Annotated in this window: 20 protein-coding genes; 5 read left to right on the top strand and 15 right to left on the bottom strand. The window is 69.5% G+C overall.

The window, feature by feature from the left end; all coding sequences use genetic code 11:
* Together AB0K10_RS01675 and AB0K10_RS01670 are read right to left on the bottom strand one after the other, a co-directional pair.
* The coding region (locus AB0K10_RS01675; protein WP_363678881.1) for a hypothetical protein at positions 1–425 on the bottom strand (425 nt) is incomplete at its 3' end.
* The gene (locus AB0K10_RS01670; protein WP_363678879.1) at positions 425–1,630 is read right to left on the bottom strand and encodes a hypothetical protein; all 1,206 of its coding nucleotides are present in this window, start codon (positions 1,628–1,630) and stop codon (positions 425–427) included. The genes AB0K10_RS01675 and AB0K10_RS01670, both read right to left, overlap by 1 nt.
* A gap of 640 nt (positions 1,631–2,270) precedes the next feature.
* On the opposite strand from AB0K10_RS01670, the gene AB0K10_RS01665 reads away from it, so the two are divergent.
* Positions 2,271–5,357, top strand: coding sequence for a DUF3427 domain-containing protein (locus AB0K10_RS01665; RefSeq protein WP_363678877.1), 3,087 nt, complete (start codon positions 2,271–2,273; stop codon positions 5,355–5,357).
* 67 nt (positions 5,358–5,424) lie between these two features.
* Here AB0K10_RS01665 and AB0K10_RS01660 read toward each other — a convergent pair whose 3' ends face one another.
* Positions 5,425–7,503, bottom strand: coding sequence for an MMPL family transporter (locus AB0K10_RS01660; protein ID WP_363678875.1), 2,079 nt, complete (start codon positions 7,501–7,503; stop codon positions 5,425–5,427).
* Positions 7,504–7,698: 195 nt separating this feature from the next.
* Between AB0K10_RS01660 and AB0K10_RS01655 the strand changes: the two genes are divergently transcribed.
* The gene (locus AB0K10_RS01655) at positions 7,699–8,490 is read left to right on the top strand and encodes a hypothetical protein (protein WP_363678873.1); all 792 of its coding nucleotides are present in this window, start codon (positions 7,699–7,701) and stop codon (positions 8,488–8,490) included.
* Positions 8,491–8,698: 208 nt separating this feature from the next.
* Here AB0K10_RS01655 and AB0K10_RS01650 read toward each other — a convergent pair whose 3' ends face one another.
* Positions 8,699–9,952: a cellulose binding domain-containing protein gene (locus AB0K10_RS01650; protein ID WP_363678871.1), complete on the bottom strand. Its 1,254-nt coding sequence runs from the start codon at positions 9,950–9,952 to the stop codon at positions 8,699–8,701.
* Positions 9,949–11,061 (bottom strand): ricin-type beta-trefoil lectin domain protein, encoded by a 1,113-nt coding sequence (locus AB0K10_RS01645; protein WP_363678869.1) that lies wholly within the window; start codon positions 11,059–11,061, stop codon positions 9,949–9,951. The genes AB0K10_RS01650 and AB0K10_RS01645 overlap by 4 nt, the downstream gene beginning before the upstream one ends.
* Positions 11,062–11,346: 285 nt before the next feature.
* Here AB0K10_RS01645 and AB0K10_RS01640 point away from each other — a divergent pair, with 285 nt between their 5' ends.
* Entirely contained in the window at positions 11,347–11,784 is a 438-nt protein-coding gene (locus tag AB0K10_RS01640) for a VOC family protein (RefSeq protein ID WP_363678867.1), read from the top strand.
* Here the strand turns inward: AB0K10_RS01640 and AB0K10_RS01635 are convergent.
* The 7 genes from AB0K10_RS01635 to AB0K10_RS01605 all read right to left on the bottom strand — a co-directional run bounded on the left by AB0K10_RS01635 (position 11,774) and on the right by AB0K10_RS01605 (position 18,657).
* Positions 11,774–12,925, bottom strand: a complete 1,152-nt coding sequence (locus tag AB0K10_RS01635; RefSeq protein WP_363678865.1) for a hypothetical protein — start codon at positions 12,923–12,925, stop codon at positions 11,774–11,776. The genes AB0K10_RS01640 and AB0K10_RS01635 overlap by 11 nt on opposite strands.
* A gap of 140 nt (positions 12,926–13,065) precedes the next feature.
* Positions 13,066–14,196 (bottom strand): epoxide hydrolase family protein, encoded by a 1,131-nt coding sequence (locus AB0K10_RS01630; protein WP_363678863.1) that lies wholly within the window; start codon positions 14,194–14,196, stop codon positions 13,066–13,068.
* 195 nt (positions 14,197–14,391) lie between these two features.
* Positions 14,392–14,772, bottom strand: a complete 381-nt coding sequence (locus AB0K10_RS01625) for a YciI family protein (protein ID WP_363678861.1) — start codon at positions 14,770–14,772, stop codon at positions 14,392–14,394.
* 32 nt (positions 14,773–14,804) lie between these two features.
* Positions 14,805–15,479, bottom strand: a complete 675-nt coding sequence (locus AB0K10_RS01620) for a DUF998 domain-containing protein (protein ID WP_363678859.1) — start codon at positions 15,477–15,479, stop codon at positions 14,805–14,807.
* Between the two features lie 116 nt (positions 15,480–15,595).
* Positions 15,596–16,870 carry an RNA polymerase sigma factor gene (locus AB0K10_RS01615; protein ID WP_363678857.1) on the bottom strand — a complete coding sequence of 425 codons (1,275 nt, stop codon included), beginning with the start codon at positions 16,868–16,870 and terminating at the stop codon, positions 15,596–15,598.
* A 59-nt stretch (positions 16,871–16,929) separates the two neighbouring features.
* Entirely contained in the window at positions 16,930–17,463 is a 534-nt protein-coding gene (locus tag AB0K10_RS01610; RefSeq protein ID WP_363678855.1) for a hypothetical protein, read from the bottom strand.
* Between the two features lie 45 nt (positions 17,464–17,508).
* Positions 17,509–18,657 carry a hypothetical protein gene (locus AB0K10_RS01605; protein ID WP_363678853.1) on the bottom strand — a complete coding sequence of 383 codons (1,149 nt, stop codon included), beginning with the start codon at positions 18,655–18,657 and terminating at the stop codon, positions 17,509–17,511.
* Positions 18,658–18,900: 243 nt separating this feature from the next.
* On the opposite strand from AB0K10_RS01605, the gene AB0K10_RS01600 reads away from it, so the two are divergent.
* Complete coding sequence (locus AB0K10_RS01600) at positions 18,901–20,454, top strand: gluconokinase (protein ID WP_363678851.1); 1,554 nt, start codon at positions 18,901–18,903, stop codon at positions 20,452–20,454.
* A 54-nt stretch (positions 20,455–20,508) separates the two neighbouring features.
* On the opposite strand, the gene AB0K10_RS01595 is transcribed toward AB0K10_RS01600, so the two are convergent.
* The gene (locus AB0K10_RS01595; protein WP_363678849.1) at positions 20,509–20,793 is read right to left on the bottom strand and encodes an antibiotic biosynthesis monooxygenase; all 285 of its coding nucleotides are present in this window, start codon (positions 20,791–20,793) and stop codon (positions 20,509–20,511) included.
* 156 nt (positions 20,794–20,949) lie between these two features.
* Here AB0K10_RS01595 and AB0K10_RS01590 point away from each other — a divergent pair, with 156 nt between their 5' ends.
* The gene (locus AB0K10_RS01590; protein ID WP_363678847.1) at positions 20,950–22,332 is read left to right on the top strand and encodes a serine hydrolase; all 1,383 of its coding nucleotides are present in this window, start codon (positions 20,950–20,952) and stop codon (positions 22,330–22,332) included.
* Between the two features lie 7 nt (positions 22,333–22,339).
* Here the strand turns inward: AB0K10_RS01590 and AB0K10_RS01585 are convergent, their stop codons facing one another.
* Positions 22,340–23,140 carry a hypothetical protein gene (locus tag AB0K10_RS01585; RefSeq protein WP_363678845.1) on the bottom strand — a complete coding sequence of 267 codons (801 nt, stop codon included), beginning with the start codon at positions 23,138–23,140 and terminating at the stop codon, positions 22,340–22,342.
* Positions 23,141–23,230: 90 nt separating this feature from the next.
* Positions 23,231–23,989, bottom strand: a complete 759-nt coding sequence (locus tag AB0K10_RS01580; protein WP_363678843.1) for a MerR family transcriptional regulator — start codon at positions 23,987–23,989, stop codon at positions 23,231–23,233.
* Positions 23,990–24,020 lie beyond the last annotated feature (31 nt).

The following is a 24,020-nucleotide window of genomic DNA, read 5'->3' as shown; positions in this document are numbered from 1 at the left end:
CTTTTTGCAATTTCCGAAACGGCATTTTCGTAAATCTTCTCGAGGTAAAGGCCTATTAGCGTAGCTGGGTCCTTGTGGGCCGGCGTCTTGCTGGCTGCGTCGCCCGACATCAACGACAGTTCTGTCTCTGGGTCCGTGGTGCCTAGGAGGCGCATTTTAAACCCTGACACAAAGACCAGATTGGATTGGCGTTTAGCGTGGAACTGCTTGCGCGCATCGTGCCCCCAGCCCACCACATTGCCTTCCTCGTCGAACAGAAGCGCTGTGAGGTTCTTTGGGTAGGCTACCGGCTGGGAAGCCCATTGCGTGTTAGTAATAATTCGCCGACGTTTGGCATCCTTATTAGTTTCGTTAATGACAGCCCATGCAAAGCCAGTTGCATGCGTGCCGAAGTCGATCGCGGCGACAACCTTAGTAGTGAGCATTAGGTATCCAATCCGAAAAAGTCAAGCAACTCTTTCTTTGCCGCTTCCTCGATCGCATCTTCCAATCTTCGGGCAGCATCTAGCTCCCCGACAGAAGCTAGAGTTGTCGCTAAAGTCCGGAGGTCTGCCCGGTCGAGACTGGATGAACGCTCTGCATTTTTGTTTATTTCGGAGTAGGCGGACAGGGAGACTTCTTTCGCGGCGTCGGTTAAACCAACCTCTGCATAAAGACCTGCTTGGCACACCATCGCCTTGACCTTGCTCATCACATTCTGCTCCGCTGCGACTTCGTAGGCAGTGGCAGCCGCTGCGGCGAAGTGACGGTGCCCAGCACCATCGTCTTCAAGTAGTAGTCTGTGCAGGCGTGGCTGGCGTCCAAGGTTAGCGACATGGAACCATTCAGCCATCGCACCTACCACCAGCGAGATCCGATCACCAAGCGCATCCTCGAACTGCAGCCGCCTTGGAATTGCGCTTCCCTGCGAGTGCGCATCAAATGACATGGGGGGTAGATTTATTTGGACCCGGGAAGCATGGTCGCTCTGGGCCAAATTCCAACCGGTAACCGATGCCCAAACCCTCGAAGAATCTTGCACCTCCCCGTACACGAGGATAAGAGGGATACCCTTCAGCGCTTGTTGCATCACTAGGAGATCAGCATCGGTATTTCGCAATGGTCTACTTATTAGCCCGTCCAGGGGCACAACATCGTCGTGCCAAGGCTTGCCTAGCCAACTCCTTCTGATCGCCACCCGAAAGGAGTGGGCGCCTTGATCGTTTTCTTCACCATTCAAATCGTCGTGGTAAAAGGGCGCAAACAGCAATACGGGCCGTCGGCTATCTCCGATTGCCGCCGAAACTACCGATGACACCCGGTCCAGACCGTAAAGGAATGGGTTGTGACTCTCCTCGACCTTCAATTCTCGCAGTTGTCGGTGGACCGCCACTTCCAAGCCGGCCTGCAATATGCTTCGTTGGTTGTCATGCTCTCTCTGCCGCCTTGCGTCCTCATCACTACTTACCGCTAACCGACGTTCACGCTCCTCGCTTATAACTTCTGCATCGCGCGCTTCTCGCATACGAAGTTCTGAAAGAAATTGCTGCTGGTCAAAGAACGTCCCATCGCGCTTGATTCGGTACAGTTCTAGCATATGCCCACCCATGTCGGATATTCCCGTAAAAATATCGCCGAATGGGAGACCCACATCTACTCCTTGAATCTGTGCTATGTCGACTTCTAAGGCTTGGAGAAATCTGAATATCTTTACGAGGCGTTTGCGGCTCCGCGCCTGAAACTTTGGCGCATACAGGGAAGTGGCCGGGATTGGTTTAGTAGGCCGTCGCCGTGCGAGTCGGCTTAATGGCGGTAGCTCGCCTGCCCAAATGCCGCCGACTCCCCACAGAGTCAGGCCTAACTCGGATCGCCGGGCAGCACTAACAGGCAGAAAAAGAGCTTGGATCTAGCCTTCGGAATGGCATGCCTGCCTCCAAACTCACCGATTTGTTTGTATGTCGCTTCACGCACCTCTGGTACATTACTCGCACAAATCCTGGCAGTGGGACCCTGAACCCTCCACCGATCAGCCGGTCAACTCCGCCTCAGTTGTCGTTGCGATCGGCTCTATCTCGGGCTACTGGCGGTCTCACGCAACCTCGCACCTTACTCAATTTCAGACATCTCGGGGCAGCACCGGATAGGCGGAAGCTACTGAGGGCTGCAGTGCAAGAGCCAAGATCAGCCGGTCTTCTTCTTAGGTAGAGTCGATCTGTCAGAAAGCAGACATCCGTTCCCGCTCCATCCTTTGCCAGGCAGTGCAAGGACGGTCGCACAGATACGCTGCGTTAGTGTCGGATCTTGAGCGGGGTGTGTACGAGCACCTGATCACCCGTGAGCTGGCCACCCGCCTCCAGCAGGTCGACCCCGCCCTGATCCAGCACCACAAACTCGACCCCGCCGACGCTCACCACACCCTCGCCCGCCACATCGCCGCCCTGGCCACCAGAGCCCTCCAATCCGTCCCCACCGGCGACGACAAGCTCCACCACCAGGTCGAGATGGCGAACCGGATCGCCGAAGCGATCGCCACCCTCAGCCCGAAGGCAGCGACACAGCAAGACCAGGTGACCGACGCAAAGCACCTGCTCCACGCCATCGCCGCCCCACCAACCCCACCCGCGCTACCCGCCTTCCCGCAGCGCCCCACCACTCCCCTCTCCACCGGCGCGCTGCTGGTGAACGGCCGTCACCAGCCCCGCATCGGCCACGAGGTCAACCACGAGATGGCGTCGGCCGAGAGCGTCGATCTGCTCTGCGCGTTCATCAAGTGGTACGGCCTACGCATCGTGGAGCCGGCCCTCCGCGAGCTGATCGCCCGAGGCGGCAAGGTCCGCGTCATCACCACCACCTACCTCGGCGCGACCGACCAGCGAGCGCTCGACCGGCTCGCCGAGCTGGGCGCCGAGGTCAAGGTGTCCTACGAGACGAGGACGACAAGGCTGCACGCCAAGGCGTGGCTGTTCCGCCGCTCCAACGGCACCACCACCGCGTACGTCGGCTCGTCGAACCTGTCGAAGACTGCGCTTGTGGACGGCGTGGAGTGGAACGTCCGCATCTCGAACATGGAACAGCCGCACGTCATCGACACGTTCACGGCGACGTTCGAGGACTATTGGAACGATCCGGCGTTCGAGGCGTACGACGCGGCCCGGGACGCCGAACGGCTGCGGCACGCACTCACCGGGGAGCGGCGCGACCAGGCTCCGACCGAGATCTCGAACCTGGACGTGCGCCCGTACTCGTATCAGGCGGAGATCCTGGCCGACCTGGACGCCGAGCGGCTGGTGCACGGGCGTTGGCGCAACCTGGTGGTGATGGCGACGGGCACCGGCAAGACAGTTGTCGCCGCCCTCGACTACCGCCGCTTGAACAAGGCGGGCAGGGTGGATTCGCTGCTCTTCGTCGCCCATCAGGAGCAGATCCTGCGGCAGAGCCTGTCGACGTTCCGGCAGGTGATGGGGGACGGCAGTTTCGGCGAGACCCTTGTTGCGGGCGAGCGGCCGAACGGCTGGAAGCACGTCTTCGCCTCCATCCAGTCGCTGCCCCGACGGGAGGTCGACCCCGAGGCGTACGACATGGTGATCGTCGACGAGTTCCACCACGCGGAGGCGCCGACGTACGCCCGGTTGTTGGAGCGGCTGCGTCCCCGCGTACTCCTGGGACTCACGGCGACCCCCGATCGGGCCGACGGCGCCGACGTGCGCCGGTGGTTCGACGGTCATGCGGCCGTTGAACTGCACCTGTGGGACGCGTTGGAGCGGCAGTTGCTCGCGCCGTTCCAGTATTTCGGGCTGCACGACGACGTGGACCTGTCGCAGGTCACCTGGAAACGCGGCCAGGGCTACGACCTGAGCGAACTCACCACCCTCTACACCGCCGACCACGCACGGGCACGGACGGTGCTGCGTGCGGTCCGCGAGAAGGTCGACGTCGCTCGGATGCGGGCGCTCGGATTCTGCGTGAGCATCGGGCACGCGGAGTTCATGGCGGACTGGTTCAACCGGCACAACGTGCCAGCGGCGGCAATCACCTCGGCAGTCGACCGTCTGACTCAAAAAACGCTGTTGCGGGACTTCAAGGCCGGCAAGCTGCGGGTGCTCTTCACCGTGGACCTGTTCAACGAGGGCGTCGACCTGCCGATGGTCGACACGATCCTGATGTTGCGCCCCACCGAGAGCGCCACGATCTTCCTGCAACAGCTCGGCCGCGGACTGCGCCTGGACGACGACAAGCCCTGCCTCACGGTGCTCGACTTCATCGGCGGGCAGCACGCCAACTTCCGCTTCGACCTGCGGTGGCGTGCCCTGACCGGGGTGAGCCGGCGGGCGATCACCGAGGCCGTCCGCGACGACTTCCCGAGCCTGCCGAGCGGCTGCCACGTCGAGCTGGACCGGGTGGCGAAGGAGGTCGTGCTCACCAACCTGAAGAGTGCCCTACCCACCTCGAAGGCCGGCCTGGTGTCCGAGCTGCGGCAGCTCGGCGACGTCAGCCTGGCGACGTTCCTGCGCGAGACCGGCCTGGAAATCGAGGACGTGTACCGGTCGGCAAGCATCGGCGGCTGGACCGGGCTGCGCCGACTCGCCGGCGTCGAGACGTCCACACCGGGCGAGGATGACCGGGAGTTGGGCCGGGCCATCGGCCGCATGCTGCACACCGACGACACCGCCCGGCTCAAGCTGCTGACCCGGGTCGCGGCCGGACCGCCCGCGCCAGGTCAGCAGGTGTACGACGGGAGCGGTCGACTGTTGGACATGCTGCACTTCAGCCTCTGGGGGCCGAACGCGCCCCTCGCCACGCGGGACGAACGGCTGGCGCGGCTGTGGAAGGAACCGGCGCGCTGTACCGAGCTACGCGAGGTGGCCGAGGTGTTGCGCGACCGCATCCACCGCGTCACGCCGACCGCCGCCCCGGGTGCGGTGCCGCTGCGGGTGCACGCGCGGTACAGCCGCAACGAGGCGTGCTCGGCCTTCGGGATGACCAACCCGGGCTCGCTGCGCGAGGGAGTGAAGTGGCTGCCCGACGCCCAGGCCGACTTGTTCTTCGTCACCCTGGTCAAGTCCGAGGCGCACTACTCCCCCACCACCATGTACGCCGACCGGGCCGTCACCGACACGCTGTTCCAGTGGGAGTCGCAGAGCACCACCTCGGCGGCGTCGGCGACGGGGCAGCGCTACAGAACGGGCGGTTCGGCAGTGCACCTGTTCGTCCGGGAGACCCGGGTCCCCGACCGGGACCTGGGCGCGCCGCCGTACCTCTACGCAGGCACGATGACGTACGAGTCGCACACCGGCGACCGGCCGATGCGGATCCTCTGGCGGCTCCACCACCCCCTGCCCGCCGACGTCTACGCCACCGCCCGCACGATCGCCGCCTAGTGCTGCTCCTGGAGTGGGTCAGGGACAGCGGTGTCGAATTGACTCGCCTCCTGCTGGCGCAGTGCGACTAGCTCGGTTGGTCGACGGCGCGGGCGTGTCGCCCGCCGGCCGGCCGCTCGTCCCCGTGGCCCGGCCACCACGCCTTGTGCCCGATCAGCGCGGTCAGCGCCGGGACGAAGAACATCGACATGACGAACGCCGACAGCACGATGCCGATCGCCACCGCGAAGCCCATCTGCTGAAGGAAGGAGATCGGCGCGAGCAGCAGCACCGCGAACGTGCCGGCCAGGATCAGTCCGGCTGCCGCGACGGTTGGGCCGGCGTGTTGCACCCCGATAGCGGCGGCCTCGTGTGGTGCGTTGCCCTCCCGCGCTTCCTCGCGTAGTCGGGCGATCATCAGGATGTTGTAGTCGGTCCCGATCGCCACCACGAAGAGGTAGAGGATGATCGGCAACTGGAAGGTGACACCGGGCTCGCCCTGAAGCCCTTGGAAGAGGTAGACGGTCGCGCCCAGTGTGGCGGCGAAGTTGAGCAGCACCGCGATCACCAGATAGATCGGCGCGACCAGGCTGCGCAGCAGCAGCGCGAGGATGAGCGCGATCAGGCCGGCTGCGACCGGCAGGATCACCGACAGGTCCCGGTTGTTCGCCGAGTTGATGTCCGCGAAGATCGCGGTGGTCCCGCCCACCAGCGCCCGGGTGCCGGGCGGCGCCGACGCGTGCACGGCATCGCGCAGGTCCTCGCGGACGAGGGTGATCGCCTTGTTGGAGACCGGGTTCTCGTTGAGCAGCAGGTTGACCCGGGCCACGCTCGGGTCGGTGCTGCGCTCCGGCGGCTGTGCCTGGCCCACACCCGGGGCTTTCGCTACGGCCGCCGCGAAGTCGTTGACCTGCTGCTCGGTCAGCTGCGATCCGTTACCGGTGGTCAGGTAGACCTCGGTAGGGGCGAGCGCACCGGCGGCGAACCCGCGCTGGAGGTCCTGCGCGGCCTTCGCCGACTCGGTGTCCTGCGGGAAGCCGGCGCTGAAGTCGTAGTCGGCCTTGTAGCTCAGCACGCCTGCGGCGAGCGCGACCAGGATGATGCCGGAGATCGCCGCGACGAGTGCCGGCCGGCGCCCGACGGTGCTGCCGAGCCGGTGCGAGATGGTGGCCTTGGGCGTACGCTGCCAGGCCTTCGACGGCCAGAAGACGTACCGGCCGAGCAGCGAGACGACCGCCGGGACGAGGGTGAGCGAGGTGACGAGCATGACGCCGACCGCGATCGCGAGCGCCGGGCCGAGCGAGCCGAAGAAGCCCAGGGAGGCGAGGAGCAGCACGAGGAACGCGACGATTACCGCTCCGGCGGCCGAGGTGATGACCTCGCCGACCCGCTGAACGGTGACGATCATCGCGGTGCGCTTGTCGTCGCCTGCGCGCAGCCGTTCCCGGTAGCGGAAGAGCAGGAACAGGATGTAGTCGGTGCCGATGCCGAACAGCACGATCAGCAGGATCGTCTGGAGGTCCTGACTGACACTGAGGCCGAATGCCTTGCCGGCGGCGGCGACGAGACCCGTCGTGATGCTCAGGACGACGCCGACGACCACCACGGGCAGCAGCGCGGCGATGGGGCTGCGGAAGATGATCAGGATCAGTCCGATGATCAGGATGATCGTCGCGATGCCGACCACGGCGAAGGCGTTGTTGAAGGTGTCCTCGTTGTCGACGAAGCTCGCCACGTCGCCGGCCACGCCCGCGGTCAGTCCACTGTTCGCCAACTCCGGGCCGATGTCCGCTCGCAGATCGCGGACGGCGTCGAGCAGCGTCGGGTCGTCGGGAGTGGGGGCGTCGAGCCCGACGTTGACGATCTGCACCGACCTGTCCGGTGCCACTGCTGGCGGACCGGTCTGGTAGCCGGACGTGTGCGGGATGTTCTTGGCCTTGAGCGCCTGGGCGAGCTTGCCCACCGTCGACTCGTCCGCCGGCGTCAGCTTCTGCCCGTCGGCGCGCTTGACCACGATGACCGCGGTCGCGGTGGCCTGCTGTGGAAACGCCTTCTGCCCGAGTTCGGTGGCCTGCACGGACTCGTACGAGCGGGGCAGGAAGCTTTCCTGATCCGCTGAGGTGATGTCGCTGAGCGATGGTGTGGTGAGGATGATGGCTGCAGCCACCACCACCCACCCGGCAATCACCCACCACGCTCTGCCCACAACGAATCTGCCCAGCCGCTCGAACATGGTTCCCCCCGTGCGTTCGACACCACAGTCGTCTGGGCCTGGAGCGCCCAGGGCGCGCACCCCATCACTCGTCCGGGTGGTCTTCGCTACCCGCTGTGCAGACTACCTTCGCGTGGCACTCCTTTTCGGATGCTTCAGCTCCGGAGGGCTGCGTATGTTGCCGACGACGGCAAGCCCTGCCTCACGGTGCTCGACTTCATCGGCGGGCAGCACGCCAACTTCCGGTTCGACAGGCGGTGGCGTGCCCTGACCGGGGTGAGTCGACGGGCGATCACCGAGGCCGTCCGCGACGACTTCCCGAACCTGCCGAGCGGCTGCCACGTCGAGCTGGACCGGGTGGCGAAGGAGGTCGTGCTCACCAACCTGAAGAGCGCACTGCCCACCTCGAAGGCCGGCCTGGTGGCCGAGCTGCGCCAACTCGGCGACGTCAGCCTGGCGACGTTCCTACGCGAGACCGGCCTGGAGATCGAGGACGTGTACCGGTCGGCAAGCATCGGCGGCCTCTTGACCAAGCTCGAAGGCGATCCGGGTGGCCTCGTATGTTTCGGCTGCCCCTGGCTCTGCCATCCGGCGCTCACGCAGGTCATTTCAATCCAGGCGATCAGTCATCGCTCTGCCGCCTCGTCCCACCCACCCATAGCATCGATGCTATGGGTTGCTCGATATCCGAAAGCTTCATCCGGACGCGTGTCGTCAATGTGCTCGGCGCAGATCTCTCGCCGAGACACCAGGCGCCGCGTTGGCGGCAGCGCCTCGAAGGAGCACCTCGGTGAGCCTCCCCGCGCACCTCGACGCTGGCGTCACGTGACGCTGACCGAGGGCGCTGCGATCGACAGGTGGCTCTGCTCCGAGCCGCACGATGCAGCTCAACTGTCGTCAGATCGCCGTCACCTGGATAGGCGGTATACCTGTGAGTCATAAATATGACTCACAGGTATACCGCTCATAACCACAGGACCGCCGGGACGCGACAAGTCACCCGCGCCGGACGGCCAACGCGCCGCGCGCGGTGCCCGCCACCTCTGCGACTTACGGCTTCGCGCGCCTATACCGGGCCGGGCCGAGCCGCCGATCCGCAAACGCGGACGGAGACGACGGAGTCGGCACGGGGTTCACGACCTAGCGTTGGTCACGGGCTTGCGCAAGTCGGTGACGTGGTGGCTGGCGTACCGGAGCCGAGGAAGCCGAAGCTCGTTGTGGCACCTGCGGCCAGCGAGCCGTTGTAGGAGACGTTGCGCACCGTCGCCGTTGAGCCGCTGGTGCTCAGGGTGCCGCCCCAGAGTTGGCTGATGCTCTGGCCGTTGTTCAGCTCCCACCGGACGGTCCAGCCGTTGATGGCTGCGGTGCCGGCGGCCACGGTCACCTCCCCCTGGAAGCCGCCGGACCACGAGTTGACGGTGCGGTAGGTCGCGGTGCAGGCAGCGCCGGAGGGTGGTGGCGTGGTCGGCGTACCCGTGGTCGGCGGGGTGGACGTGGGCGGGGCGGATGTGGGCGGTGTCGTCGGCCCGTCCGGTGGCACCAGGGGGCAGGTGGCGTTGAACCGCGAAACACCCGTGCTGTTCGCCAGGGGGCAGAGGAACTGGGTGTAGCGGGTGTCGTTGTCCAGGAACGTCTTGAGCCAGGGGATCAGGAGTCGCATCTCGGTGGGGTTCGACCTGGTGAACGAGAGGTGGTCGTTGCCGGCCAGCTCCGCCCAGGCATGCTCCACGCCTGCGGGCAGCGTGTTGTAGATGCCCTGCACGTAGGAGGGCGTGACCGTGCCGTCGTTCTGCCCCGACAGGAGCATGGTGGGGACCTGGGTGGTGGACATGTTCAGGTTGTTGCCGGGCGTACCGGGTGCGAGGCCGACCGCCGCCTTCAGGGTTGGCCGCCGGAGGGCGGCGAGGAGAGTTCCGGCCCCACCCGCCGAGTGGCCCATGACGCCGAGCCGGTTGGCATCGACCCGGTTGCGGATCGGGCTGGTGCGGGTGAGGTAGTCCAGTGCGGCGAGCAGCTGGGTGGCGCGGGCGTCGGCGCCGTCGGTGCGGCTGTTGGTTTCGATGCCGATCACCACGAACCCGAAGGACGCCAGCCAGGGGCCCATCCAGGCTTCCTCGTTGGCGAACAGGGCGGAGTAGCCGGGGACGATCGCCACCGCGCCCCAGGTGCCCTGGCTGGTGTCGGTCGGGTAGTAGACGTACCCGCCGTTGAAGCCGTTGCCCGCCGGCACTGTCGCCTGCGTCGTGGCGAACGGGCCGCGGGTGGCGGCGACGCTGGCCGGCGTCGGATCCGGACCCCGCTGGTACGGGCTGTCCGCGGCCGCGGGATCCCGTGTCGTCGTCGCCATCGCCAGGCCGACGACCACGGCGAGCGCGGCCGTCAACCATCGTGTGTGCTGCCTCATCGACGGCTCCACTGCTGGTTGGCCTGGCCGGTGCAGGTCCACAGGACGAGCTTCGTGCCGTTGGCGGTGCCCTGGTTGTACGGGTCGAGGCAGAGGCCGGACTGCACTCCGGTGATGGTGCCGTTGGAGTTGATGTTCCACTGCTGGTTCGTGCCGCCGTGGCAGTCGTAGATGGTGACCTGGGTGCCCGGGGAGGTGCCGTTGCCGGCGGCGTCGAGGCACTTGTTGCCGTAGACGGTGAGCGCCTTGCTGGAGGTGTAGGTCCACTGCTGGTTGGTGCCGCCGTGGCAGTCCCACAGGGCTACCTGGGTGCTGTTGGTGGTCGAGTTGCCGGGGACGTCGACACACCTGCCGGAGCGGGTGCCCACGATCGTGGCGGTCTGTCCGCCGCCGCTGCCCGGGTTGCCGATGCTTCCGGGCACCGACTGCAACGCGCTGTACCAGCGGGCGGCCATCTTGTCGTAGCCGCTAGCGGTGGGGTGGACGCCGTCGATCAGGTCGGCGGTGGTGAGGGCGCTGTGCATGTCGACCACGTGCACCCGCTTACCGGCGCTCACCTTGCTCTGCACGATGCCGGGGATCGCCGCGTTGAAGGTGCGGGCGGCAGCGTCCTGGCCGCTGTTGGAGATCGGGATGATCTGGGCCACGAACACCTCGGCGGTGGGCGCGGTGTTGGTGATCTTGTCGATCAGCGTGGAGAGCCGGTTCGGGGCGCTGCTCACGTTGTAGTTCTGCAGGATGTCGTTGGTGCCGATGTGCAGCAGGACGGTCTGCGGTCGTTGGGTGTTCAGCCAGCCGACGATGTTCGCGTCGATCTGGTCGATCCGCCAGCCCGGATGCCCCTGGTGGTCGTGGTCACCCAGGCTGGCCGGCCCGTTGAACTGCGAGCCCACGAAGTCCACCGTGTACCGGTTCGTGGCGAGACGCTGCCAGAGCCCGATGCGGTACCCGCCGGGGACCTGGGTGCCCTCGGTGATGGAGTCGCCGAGCGGCATCACCCGCACCCCGCCGTTGGATTCCGCGTTGGCCGGCCCGGTGGGTGTCACCACTCCGGCGATGACGACGCCGAGCGCGGCGAGCGTCGCGAGCCATCGTGCCCTCGTTCGCATAGCTTTCTCCCCTGATCGGTCGAGCTGGCCGAGGGCATGGGCCGGCCGGTGGGGGCCGCCACGGGCAGCCGGCGACCGTCTGGGAGCGGGGCCGGCCGGACCGAGCAGCCGCCGGCTGCCGGGGGTTTCCCCGGCGTACGCCGATCGTCACATCGGCATGGCGTTACTGCCTCAGCACTGGGACGAGTGTGAGCGCTAACAGAGAAGAGTGTAGATTCGTGGGGTTGATCCGGTCTACCTCTTCCCCTACCGCGCGCCAGGGTGATCGCGCGTTAGGTTACGAGGATGGAGCAGCGGATCAGCCTGATCACCCTCGGCGTCTCCGACCTGGCACGCGCCAAGGTCTTCTACGAGCACCTCGGCTGGCGTGGCCAGGAGGTCGAGGAGACGGTCTTCCTCCAGGCCGGCGGCCTGGCCCTCGTCCTCTGGAGCCGCGACAAGCTGGCCGCCGACGCCGGCGTACCCAACCCGGACACCGGCGGCTTCGGCGGGATCACCCTCGCCCAGAACGTCCGCTCACGGGCGGAGGTCGACGAGGTGATGGCCACGGCGGGCAAGGCCGGCGCCGAGGTGACGCAGCCGGCGCGGGAAACCTTCTACGGCGGCTACGCCGGCTACTTCGCCGACCCAGACGGCCACGTCTGGGAGATCGCCTGGAACCCGGGCTTCACCCTCGGCCCGGACGGCGCTCTCACCCTCCCCGACTTCGGCGCTACGGGCTGACCTGAGGTGTGGCGGTCGCGGCCGGCTGGCTGGGCGACGGCGAGGGCGAGGGCGTGACCGTGGGCGAGTCCGTCGGGTAGGGCGTCGGCGTCGCGCTGGCAGAAGGAGCCGGCGCGGTCGGCGGGACCGGGACCGGCGCGGCAGACGGGACCGGGGCACCGGACGCGACGGGATCGGCGGAGGCGGCCGGCCCGGCTGGCCGGGTTCGTGGAGCAAGCGGCGCCGGACGGACCGGCGGCACCGCCGGGCGGACGGCAGGCGCCGGAACGGTTGGTCCGACCGGGGCGTCGTCGGGCACCGCGGGCGCACCCCGGTCCAGCAGCGCCAGTTTGCCGGTGAAGGTGGACGCGCTGGGCACGATGGTGGCGGCCTCCGCCCTCCGCACCGGGCCGACGTCCGGTGACCCCACCGCGCCCGGGCCGAGCGTCGCGAACACCACTGTCGCGACGGTGGCGACGGCGAGGGCCCGGCGGTCGGGGCGTACGGCCGTCAGGGGCGCGTCGGCCGGAGCGACCGGCGGCAGCGGCACGGGCGGGGTGGCCTGGTGCGCGGCAAGCAGGGCGTCGACCTGCGCGGTCACGGCGGCGCGATCGTCGGTGGCGGCGAGGGTGAGGTAGAACCGGAAGTTCACGGCGGCGCTGGCCGGGACCCGCAGCCCGCGGAGCCGACAGCTGTCGTGCAGCAGGGTGACCGGCACGTCGGGGTCGTGGGCGACGCCCCGCAGGTCCGCGTACCGCCATTCGCGCCGGTGTTCGCGGCCGGCGAAGGCCACGCGGTGGCTGGTCACGACCGCCATGCCACTGTCGACGACCCGCAGGCCCGCCGGCAGGGCCAAGCCGACCGTCTCGGCGAAGGCACAGCCGCCGGGCGTGGGCAGGCCGGCGACGTGCCGGGCCTCCGCCTCGACCAGCTCTGCGACGGGTACGACCCGGAAGACGAGTTCGTCCTCGTCGAGGTCGACGGGAAGGCCGGCGCGGGGCTGCGTACACCCGAGGAACCCGGCGGCCTCGATGCGGAGCCGGACCAGGTGGTCCTGGCGTCGACGCCAGGCGGCGGCGGCGTCGCGGTACGCGCGCCGACGCCTGTCGTTCTCGCGCTCGGCCCAGGCGAGCCGCCAGGAGGAAGGTGCCAGTGCAGTCACGGTCACGCGCGGTACAACCGCTCATCTACGTGACAGGGAACGCCGCGGGGATCGATGCTTCCCTTTGGTCCGCAAAGGAGAGAATTGACGGACGTCGGCGGCTGCTCCGGTGGAGACCGGAGCAGCCGGCGACGCGAGCACTACGACCGTAGCGAGGTGAAGAACTCCCTCAGCTCGGCGGCGAGCAGGTCCGGCTGCTCCAGGGGCATGAAGTGCCCGCCGCGACCCGGTTCGCTCCAGTGCCGGATGTCGGTGCAGGCCCGCTCGGCGATCTCCCGGGGAAAGTTGGCCTGCGAGGGTTCGCGGCTCACCGTGAACGCGGCCGGCACGGTGATCGGGGGGCGCGGCGTGTTGTGGTCGAAGTCGGCGTACTGCCGAAACGACGAGCCGATCGTGCCGGTCACCCAGTAGAGCGTGATGATGGTGAGCAGAGTGTCGGTGTCGAAGCTGTTGGCCAGATCACCGCGGTTGTCGCTCCAGTCCCGGTACTTGTCGACGAGCCAGGCGGCCAGCCCCGCCGGCGAGTCGACGAGCGCCGCCGCGAGGGTGTCCGGCCGGGTGCCCATGATGGCGCTGTAGCCACCGTCGGTCTCGTCGTACGCGGCCTCGGCGTCCAGGAACGCCTGCTCGGCCGCCGACAGCGGACGGGCGTCGAAGCTGGCCGGGAACGGTGGATGGATCATGTGGATGCCGACTACCTGCTCCGGGTGCAGAGCACCGAGCCAGCCCGTGACCACCCCGCCGACGTCGCCGCCGAACGCGCCGTACCGCTGGTAGCCGAGCACGTCCGTCATCAGCTCGTGCAACGTCCGGGCCAGCACCGCCCGGGTCAGCGGCCCGTCGGGCAGCTCCGACCAGCCGAAGCCGGGCAGCGAGGGCACCACCACGTCGAAGGCGCCGCCGGTGGGACCGGTGAGCCGGTCGACCAGGGGCAGCATCTCGACGAAGCTGCTGGGCCAGCCGTGGGTGAGCAGCAACGGCGGCGGCGCGGGCACACCGGCCGGACGGGTCGCCCGGACGTGCAGGAAGTGCAGTTTCCGGCCGCCGACGAGCGCCAGATGCTGGGGGTACGCGTTGAGCGCGGCCTCGCGGGCACGCCAGTCGAACCCGTCGTGCCAGTAGGACACCAGGTCCCGCAGGTAGTCGGGATCGGTGCCGCCCTGCCACGGTCGGTCGCCGCTGCGGTCGGTGAAGCGGGTACGGGCCAGTCGGGCCCGCAGATCGTCGAGCACCGCATCGGAAACGTCGATGCGGAACGGGGAGACAGACATGGATCCTCCGATAAGGAGGGCGCTCCCCGACGCGGAAGGTCAGCTGAGGGGGACGGCGGAGAGGAGCGCCCAGGAATGACGATGGGTGGTCACCGGGCTCACCTCCTCTCGTGGCTGACGACGATCACCCTACCCGTCGCGGGATGCGCGCACGCGCCGCCGCCCGGGGCGACCCGGACGGCGGCGCGGCGGGAGTCAGGCCTGTTGACCGGGCTCGGGGCTCTCGTAGACGCGGCGGATGTCCACCTCCACCTCACCGATCGTCGAGGCGAAGACGTCCACGAACCGTCGCCCCCACTCCACTGCCTCCTCGTGGGAGCGCACGTCCACGAGCGCGAACCCGGCGATCAGTTCCTTGGTCTCGGTGAACGGCCCGTCGGTGACCGTGGTCTTGCCGCCGCTGACGGTGATCCGGGTGGCGTCCGTGACGGTCGGGCAGAGCCCTTCGGCGGCGACCAGGATCCCGGCCTGCGCCACCTCCTTCATGAAACCTTCCATCCGGGCCATGAACTCCGGGCTCGGGTTGAACGCTCCCGGCAGGTTCTCGTCGAGCTTGTGCATCATCATGTAGCGCATGGTTCGGTCCTCTCCAGATCGATGAGTGACGGTCAGCGGGTGGTCGGTCGAGCGCAGAGCGCGGTGAGCCAGCCGAAGGTGGGGACGCAGGCGAGCGCCATCCGCACGCTGAGGGTGTCCTGGTCGGGCCAGGCCAGGACGGCGACGACGGCCAGCGCGCAGCCGAGCGAGAATGCCGCCCGCAGGCGTTGCCCGGCCCGCCACCAGGTGCGGGCGAAGACCAGGCAGGCGATGGGCAGGGAGCCGAAGGCCAGCCCCGCGCCGACGCCGTGACCGATGGCGTGCCAGCTCACCGAATCGGGCGTGCCCTCGGGTGCGCCGGCCGGCCAGCCCATGCTCGGGTCGGAGACCAGCACCCCGGCGATGATCAGGCCGAGGCCGTGCACGGCGATCAGCGCGGGTCCCCACGTCCCGCCCGGCTCGCCGCTCAGCGTCCGGCGCAGCCCGACCGCGCCGGCCAGGGCGAGCAACCCGGTCAGCACGAAGTTGGCGGTCTGGATCCAGCCCAGGTCGCCGAGAGCGAGCAGGCTGAGCGGCTGCCGGCTCAGGTCGAACCCGTCGCGGGTGAGCACCTGGGCGGCCGCCACCACCCCGAACAGCGGCCCGGCGAGGACTCCGCCGGCCAGCAGCGCCCTCGTCGTCGTACGCCGGGAAGCGACGCCGGCCACCGTGGGCCGTGCGCTCGTCTCGTTCGCCGTCGTCGTCATGTCCTTCTCCTCGTCTCTGCCCGGCCGGTCGCCGGTCCCGCGCGCCGGTGCGAGCCGGCTTTCACTGACGCGTCGAGCGGCGGGCACGGGATACGACATGACTGGCGAAGAATTTCTCAGCGGGTCGGCGCGACGCCGCGGGCACAGTCGGCGGCACGGGCGAACAGCAGCGCCCGCTCACGTTCGTTGCCGGTGAGGTGGGCTGCCCTGTCGAACTCGACGCGCGCCTCGTCGTAGCGGCCCAGCTTCGCCAGAAGGTCCCCGAGCACGCTGGGCAGCAGGTGGTAGCCGGCCAGCGCCGACTCGTCGGCAAGCGCTCTAGCCAGGTCCAGGCCGGCGGCCGGGCCGTCGGCGAAGGAGACCGCGACGGCCCGGTTCAGCTCCACTACCGGCGACGGTACGACCCGGGCCAGCTCCGCGTAGCCGGCCGCGATCCGCGCCCAGTCCGTCTCCTGCGGGGTACGCGCCCGCGCGTGACAGGCGGCGATCTCCGCCTGGAGGGTGTACGGACCGGCGGGGATGTCGGCTGCTCGGGCCTGGTCGAGGGCGGCCAGACCCCGGCGGATCAGCAGTTGGTCCCACCGTCCGCGGTCCTGTTCCAGGAGCAGGATCGGCTCTCCCGCAGCGTCGATCCTCGCCGCGGTGCGGGACGCCTGGATTTCCAGCAGCGCGGCGAGCCCGTGCACCTCCGGTTCCGCGGGCATCAGCCCCTGCAGGACGCGGGCCAGGCGCAGCGCCTCCACGCAGAGGGCGGGACGCATCCAGTCGTCGCCGGCGGTCGCCGAGTAACCCTCGTTGAAGATCAGGTAGATCACCTCCAGCACGGAGGCGAGCCGTTCACCGCGCTCCTCGACACCGGGCACCTCGAACGGCACCTTCGCATCGGCGAGGGTCTTCTTGGCTCGGGTGATCCGCTGCGCGACGGTGGTCTCCGGCACCAGGAACGCGCGGGCGATCTCGTCCGTCTTCAACCCGCCGAGCATCCGCAGGGTCAGTGCCGCCCGTGCCTGCGGCGACAACACCGGATGGCAGGCGGTGAAGACCAGCCGCAGGAGGTCGTCGTCGATCCGTTCCTCGAAGGCGGCGTCGAAGTCGGGGAGGAACTGCTCGTCGCCGAGATCTCGCCCAAGGTCGGCGACCCGCCGTTCCAGCAAAGCCCGGCGGCGCAGCGCGTCGATCGCCCGTCGCTTGCCGACAGTGGTGAGCCAGGCGCCCGGGTTGGCCGGTACCCCGTCGCGCGGCCACTGCTCCAGCGCGGCGACCAACGCGTCCTGGGCCAACTCCTCGGCCCAGCCCACGTCACACACCACGCCGGCCAGGGCGGCGATCACCCGCCCGGCCTCGATCCGCCAGACCGCCTCGACGGTGCGGTGCACCTGCTCGTCTCCCATGACCGCCCATCACAGCAGGCCCCTCCAGTGGGGACAAGGAACACGCACAGCCGGCAGCGTCAGCCGGCGCGCCTGCGGTGCGGGAGTGGCCCGTCGACAGGAAAGCGTGACCGCGTACGCGGCGGGTACGCCTCGCAGTGCCCGGCCCACTGGTCGGCGGCGACGGTGAGGGCGTCCGCGGAGACGGTGAGGAGCAGCGGGTAGACGGCGGTCGCCGGTCGGCGCATCCACGGGGGCAGCGACTCGGCGGAGAACTCGACGGTCAACTCCAGCCGGCGGCGACGGATCGCCCGGGTGCGCAGGGCCAGATTGGGTTCGGTGAAGCGGACCATCGCCGGTGGCGGGGTCGGCCCGGCGGCAGCGATCGCCTGACCGTGCAGCCAACTGCTCAGCGCACGGGCCTCCTCGACAAGCAGGCTCGGGTAGTGGTGCGACCAGGTCTGCCCGTCGGCGGTGCGGGCGTCCACCTCGATGAGCAGCCAGTCCTGCCAGCCCGGCGCGGCCCGCTCGGGATCGTCGGGCGGGTCGATGCCGGGCTGGTAGCCGACCGGGCGGATCCGCACCCGGGCACCATCGTCGGACCGGATCTCCACCCGATCATTCTCGCCGACCGAAGCAGACAATAACCCCAAATCAGGTTACTGGGAGACGCTCCGCCGGACGCCCTGATGGTCGGCGCACGCACCCGCCCGGCCACCGGTCAGGCTGACCGAGCCGTCCCGGCACTGCACCAGATAACCCCGGCCCGCCCAGAACTGCGGCACGCAGTCGAACCAGTCGCACACCTCGGCGGCCGGCCGGCGGATCCGGGTTCCGGCACAGAAGTCGTACCCCAGGGGGTTTTCCGGCGCGCCGCAGCGCGGCCCGGACGTCGCGCTCGACGACGGGTGCGGCGCGGACGGGCGCTTCGGCGCGGTGGTGCGCGCGGGCGGCCGGGCCGCCGGGCGCAGCAGCGCGGGAACGGCGCTCGGGGTGGATGCCGGCGTGGCCGCCGCCGCGACCTCCGCGCCACCGGTCGGGTCCGACGGGTTCGAGTCGAACAGCGCCGCAGGCACCAGCAGCGCGATGCCCGCCGCCACCGCGATGGTCCGACGGCCACCGGGAACGAGCGAGGAGAGCCGGGCCTGCGCCGGCGTGGCCACCGCCGGCCGGAACGGCTTGAGCTGGTCGTGCTCCGCGATCAGCTCGTCGAGCTGGGCGAGCACCGCGGCGCGCTGCTCGATCGCGTCGGCGAAGGCCAGCGTCAGCTTGAACCGGAAGTCGGCCGCCGCGTCGGTGGGCAGCAACAATCCGGAGGCACGCCGCCGGTCCAGCACCTGGATCAGGGTCACCGGCGCCGCCGGGTCGTGGGCCAGACCGGTCATTCGGCCGTACGCCCAGTCGCGCCGGCCGCGCCCGCCGAGCAGCACCAGCCGACGGCTGGTGATGACTGCCATGCCGGCGTCGGTGACGCGTACGCCGTCCGGGCGGCGCGGACGCATCGGCGCGGCCGGCGCGGCGACCGTCAGATCCGGTGCGGGCAGCACCGTCGTGTGTCGTACCTCGACCAGTTGCGCGGCGGGCAGCGCCCACAGCACGACCTCGTCGTCGATCAGCTCAAGTGGGAGGCCCGCGCCGGCCGCCGCGGAACCGTGGAAGTCGGCGGCCAGGGCGCGCAGCCGCCGTAACTCGTCGTCGCGTCGCCGCCAGGCCGTCTCGGCGCCGTGGTACGTGCTGACCCGCCGCACGTTCTGCCGCTGCGCCCAGCGGTACCGCCATGTGGAACCCGTCGATTCAGTCCTTGCCACGCCGACTCCTCCGCCGCGCAGGCCACCAATCCGGGGTGCACTCGGATTAACAGTCGTAACGGGCGGCCGGGACACGCCAGGACGGGCGAACTATCCGAACGGTGGAGCAACCCGGACGATAGGGCGATACTGCTGCGTCGATTCATCTTCCGTCGTGCCCTGCGTGGCGATCGCCGTCTCGGTAACGTCAGCCGCAGCCGGGTGGCGACGCCGCCGCACCGCCCGTACGGAGAGGCAACGGTCATGCCGCCAGACACCCTGCCCGGCGTGGTCATCGGGGTCGACATCGGCACCACGAGCACCAAGGCCATGGCGTACGACACCGACGGCCGACTGCTCGCCAGCCACACCGCCGGCTACCCCCTCGACGACCCGCTCCCCGGGTACGCCGAGCAGGACCCGGAGCTGATCCTCGCCGCCGTCGTCGAGTCGATCAGGGCCGTGGTGACCGAGCTGACCGTTCCGGTCTCCGGCCTGGCCTTCTGCTCCGCCATGCACAGCCTCATCGGGCTCGACGCGGCCGGCGAACCGCTCACGCCGTCGGTGACCTGGGCCGACTCCCGGTCCACCCGCCAGGCCGAGCGGCTGCGGGCGGTGCCGTCCGGGCTGGCTCTGCACCGACGCACCGGGACGCCGATGCACCCGATGTCGCCGCTGCCCAAGCTGCTCTGGTTCAACGAGCAGGAGCCGAAGCTCTTCGAACGCGTCGCGCACTGGGTCGGCATCAAGGACTGGGTGCTGCTGCGACTCTGCGGGGCGCTGGTCACCGACCACTCGATCGCCTCGGCCACCGGCCTGCTGGACATCCACACCCTGGAGTGGGACACCGAGGCGCTCACCATCGCCGGCATCACCGAGGAGCAGTTGCCCCAACTGGTCGCCACCACCGCCGTCCTGCCCGGCCTCACGCCGCGGACCGCCACCGCCCTCGGTCTGCCGCAGCGCACCCCGGTGGTGGTCGGCGCCGGTGACGGGCCGCTGGCCAACCTCGGCCTCGGCGCGGTCCACCCGGGCATGGTGGCCTGCTCGATCGGCACCAGCGGCGCCATGCGCGTCATGGTCGAACGCCCCAGCGTGGACCCGCTGGGCGGGGTGTTCTGCTACGCGCTGACCGAGGACCGCTGGGCGGTCGGCGGCGCGATCAACAACGGCGGCCTCGTCCTCAAGTGGGCGGGCACGGCGCTCGCACCCGACCTGGGCGAGCACCCCGAGGAGGAGCTGGTCGCCCTCGCGGCGCAGGCGCCTGTCGGCTCGGGCGGGCTCATCATGCTGCCGTACCTGCACAGCGAACGGGCTCCACACTGGAGTGCGCTGCCCCGCGGCGCGTACGTGGGGCTGACCCACGGGCACCGCCGCGAACACCTCGTCCGGGCCGCCATGGAGGGGGTCTGCCAACAGCTGGCGCTGGTGCTCACCTCGGTACGCGCCGCCGGCAACGAGGTCCGCGAGATCCGCGCCGGCGGCGGTTTCGCCCGCAGTGGCCTGTGGCGGCAGATGCTCGCCGACGTGCTCGGCATGCCGGTGAGCTTCCCGGCCGGCCGCGAGGGGTCGAGCTTCGGCGCCGCGCTGCTCGGCATGCAGGCGCTGGGCCTGATCCCCAGCATCGACGTGGCCGCCGACCTGGTCCGCATCGAGGAGATCATCCGCCCCGACCCCGCCGCCGCCGCCACGTACGCGGCGCTGCTGCCGCTCTTCGCCGAGCTGTACGACGCGCTGGTGCCCACCTTCACGTCGATGCGTCGGCTGGCGCCCGGCCTACCCGCCGAGCCGGCCGCCCCCGCAGGACCACAGATGTAGGCCCTTCGACCGGCCCGGGGAGGGCCTGGTCAGGCCCGCGCGGGCCGGGGCGGGTCAGGCCGCCTCGATGCCGGAGATCAGATAGCGGTGCACGTCGGCGTCGAGGATGGCCACCGTCTGGGCGTCGCTCGGCCCGGCGCCACGGAACGCGGCCAACTGCTCCGGAGACTCCCAGCGTTCGAAGATGTGGATGCGGTCCGGGTCGAGCGGGTCCGCCGCGAGCAGGAAGTCGAGGCAGCCAGCCGCCGCACGGGCCTGTTCGATGGTCTCTCGGCAGCCGGAGAGGTAGTCGTCGCGGGCGCCCGGCTCGACGCGCAGACTGCCGGCAATGATCAACATGAGTGCCTCCCCCGGGGCGGTATCGCTGTTACGCGAGATACCACAGGGTCATAGTTATACCTCCGAGGTCAGGCGCTCGCGGGGACATCGGCTCCCGGACGGGTGACGGCGTTCTCGCCAGCCCCAGCGGCCTCGCGGGCTTCATATCGTGCGAACGTGAGAAAATGCGACAAGAAGCGCTCATCTTCCCTGTTCGCGCCGCGCCCCCACGTACCCCTCAGATGGCTGGCGGCGGCTGTCGCGCTCGTCGTCGTCGCGACGACGGGGCCGGCCACCGCCGACGGCCCGGACCACCAGACCCCGCCGGGGCACGGCGCCGAGCCAGCCAACGACGGGCCGGCCGACGGGGACGGGCCGGCGGACGAGGGTGGGCGCAACGACGAGCCGGGTGTGGAGCCCGCGCCGGAGCGGGCGCCGACAAGTGAGGTGTCCTGGCTGTCGTTTCCCGGTGGGGTGTTCGCGGTGGACTCGCTCGGGCACACGGTGCGGTACCGGGCCTGCGACGGCGACACCGGCCGGGTCGCCGATCCGGACATGCGGGTCGCCGCCGGGGTGGCCAGCGGTGAGGTCACCGTCGAGGGCAGGAGCTTCCGCTACCGGGTGCCACTGATCGGGCGCGGCGCGGGGACGCTCGTGGTGTCCGGGCCGCACGCCCAGCCGGTGGAGCTGCCCGGCGTGGTGGTCACCAGCCCGCAGCCGCCCACCGATCCCGTCGAGGGCGCCCGGCTGTTCCCGCTCAGCGGACAGCTCGCCCGGGTGGTCGCCGACGCCACAGTCAACCCGTCCGGGGCCAGCGTCCGCGACCTGTCCGGACGGTACGGCGACCAGCAGATCTCGGTCAACGGCGCCCTGCGCCCCAAGGCCGCCAGCGTCATCAAGCTGTGGATCCTGGTGGAGCTGCTGCGCCGAGTCGACTGTGGACAGGTCTCGCTCGACGACGGCGTACTGGTCACCCCCGCCGACGTGGTCGGCGGCACCGGTCAGCTCCAATTCGAGACGTTTCCGCAGGAGGTCACCCTGTACCGGCTCGCCCGGTACCTGATCAAGTACAGCGACAACGTCGCGGCGAACGTGCTGATCACCTACCTGGGCGGGTTCGCTCCGGTCAACGCCCTTGTCGACTCGATGAACCAGCGGTCCACCATCCTCGCCCGCCGGATGCTCGACAGCGCGGCGGCCCAGCGCGGCGAGGAGAACTACACGAGCCCGGACGACGTGGTGTCGCTGCTCGGCGCGGTCTGGGACGGCGAGATCCTCACCCCGACCTCCCGCGACCTGATGATCGGGTTCATGCGGGAGCAGACCCTCAACACCAAGATCCCGGCGGCGCTGCCACCCGGGGTCCCGGTGGCCCACAAGACCGGTGACCTGCCGGACGCCTCCCACGACGTCGGCTACTACCTGATCCCCGGCACCGAGACCGCCGTCGCCTTCCTCACCGCCGGCCCGATGGCGACGGGCGACGAGACCGTCCGTCGGATGGCCCGGACCGTCTACGACTTCCTGGTCACCCCGAGCGTCGGCGCGGTCGAGGAGTGAACAGGCGTCAGGCGCCGGGGATGTTCGCCGGCGGGTCCTCCCCGACCACGTCGGCCGCCGGCGGGTCGGCCGCCACCGACAGCCCGAAATCCGAGTACGCCAGGTCGAGCTGGGCCACCTCCGTCTGCTCGGTGGCCAGTTCGATCCGGTAGCGGACCAGCCGACCCTGCTCGTCGACGCTCGCGGTGAACGGCACCTTCGCGGCCCGGTCACCGAGCACCCCGCCGATCCCGCCGCCCAGCACGGCGGCGCTGTCGCGCAGGTCCAGCGTGCCCGCGTACTCCCGGTTGCCGGTCTGCCGAACGGCGGCCGGCGCGGTAAGCGTGCTGGCCAGCCGGGTGTTGTCCAGGCCCTTGTTGTTGACCGGCCGACCCGGCGCGCCGACGTGCCACCACGTCTTGCCGTCCCAGACCGGGACCCGGCGGTCCGGGGCGCTGATCCGCACGTAGACGTCCGGACCGGTGGTCAACCGCTCGATCTTCACCTCGCCGTTGGGCACCTTGAGCGAGGTGGTTTCCGTGCCACGCCGCGCCTTCGGGTCCCACACCAGGATCGTGGTGTCCCCCTCGGCGGTCCCGCCGCTGCCTACGGTCAGCCGGTACGGCTGCTCGTCCACCTTCGCGGCGGCGGCGACAAGCACAGCGGCCGCATCGGTCGGGGCGGGCGCCGCGCCGGTCGAGCCGGTCGACGCCGCGGCCGACGGGCGGTCCGCGGCCGGCTCGTCACCGGCGGCGACCAGGGCCCACACGCCGCCCGCGACCGCCACGACGAGGACGACGCCGGCGACGACCAGCTTGGGCTTCTGCACGGTCATCTCCCCTGAGCGGGCGCCCGCCGGCCGGTCGCCGATCACGCGCGCCGCGGTGCGGTCCGGCCAGACTAGCCGGACCGCACCGGGTCACGCGCGGCTGATCGCGTTGGCGTGGATCGCCTCGTGCAGGTACGCGGCCAGCCCCGGGGCGATGTTCTCGTAGTGCCTGGTGAACCGCTCGTCGGCCATGTACATGTCGGCCAACCCGGTCTGCACCTCGTACGAGCACTCGTAGAACCAGCGGCTGATGAGCTGCCGGTGCTCCTCGGCCAGCTCCATCGCCTCCGGGCTGTCCGCCGGTGCGCCCGAGGCCATCAGCGCGACGATCCGCCGGCCCCAGTCCTCGTTCTCCGCCTTGATCCGCAGCCAGTCGTCCTTCGTGTAGCGCGACGCTCGCCGGTTCGACTCCCGGTACGCGTCGGTGTCGCCCCAGCGCTGCTCGGCCTCGGCCTCATGCTCCTCGGGGTTGAAGTCGCCGAAGACCTCGAACCGCTCTTCCGGGGTGAGTTGGATGTTCAACTTGCTCGCCTCCATCGCGAACTCGATCGCCGCGACCATCTCCTGCAACCGCTTGAGCCGTCCCGTCAGCAGCTCGTGCTGGCGGCGAAGGTGCGCGGCCGGGTCGGCCGCAGGGTCGTCGATGATCGCGCTGATCTCCTCAAGTGGGAAACCCAGCTCGCGGTAGTACAGGACGAGTTGCAGCCGTTGCAGGTCCGCGTCGTCGTAGCGGCGGTAACCGGCTGAGGTCCGGCCGCTCGGCGAGAGCAACCCGATCTCGTCGTAGTGGTGCAACGTCCGGATCGTCACGCCAGCCAGCTTCGCCACCTGACCCACCGTGTACGCCATGGTTCCCCTCCCTTCCGGGAACCAGGCTCCC

This window comes from Micromonospora sp. NPDC049274, from assembly GCF_040678875.1.
GTDB lineage: Bacteria > Actinomycetota > Actinomycetes > Mycobacteriales > Micromonosporaceae > Micromonospora.
This window is presented reverse-complemented; position numbering and strand designations above follow the sequence as displayed.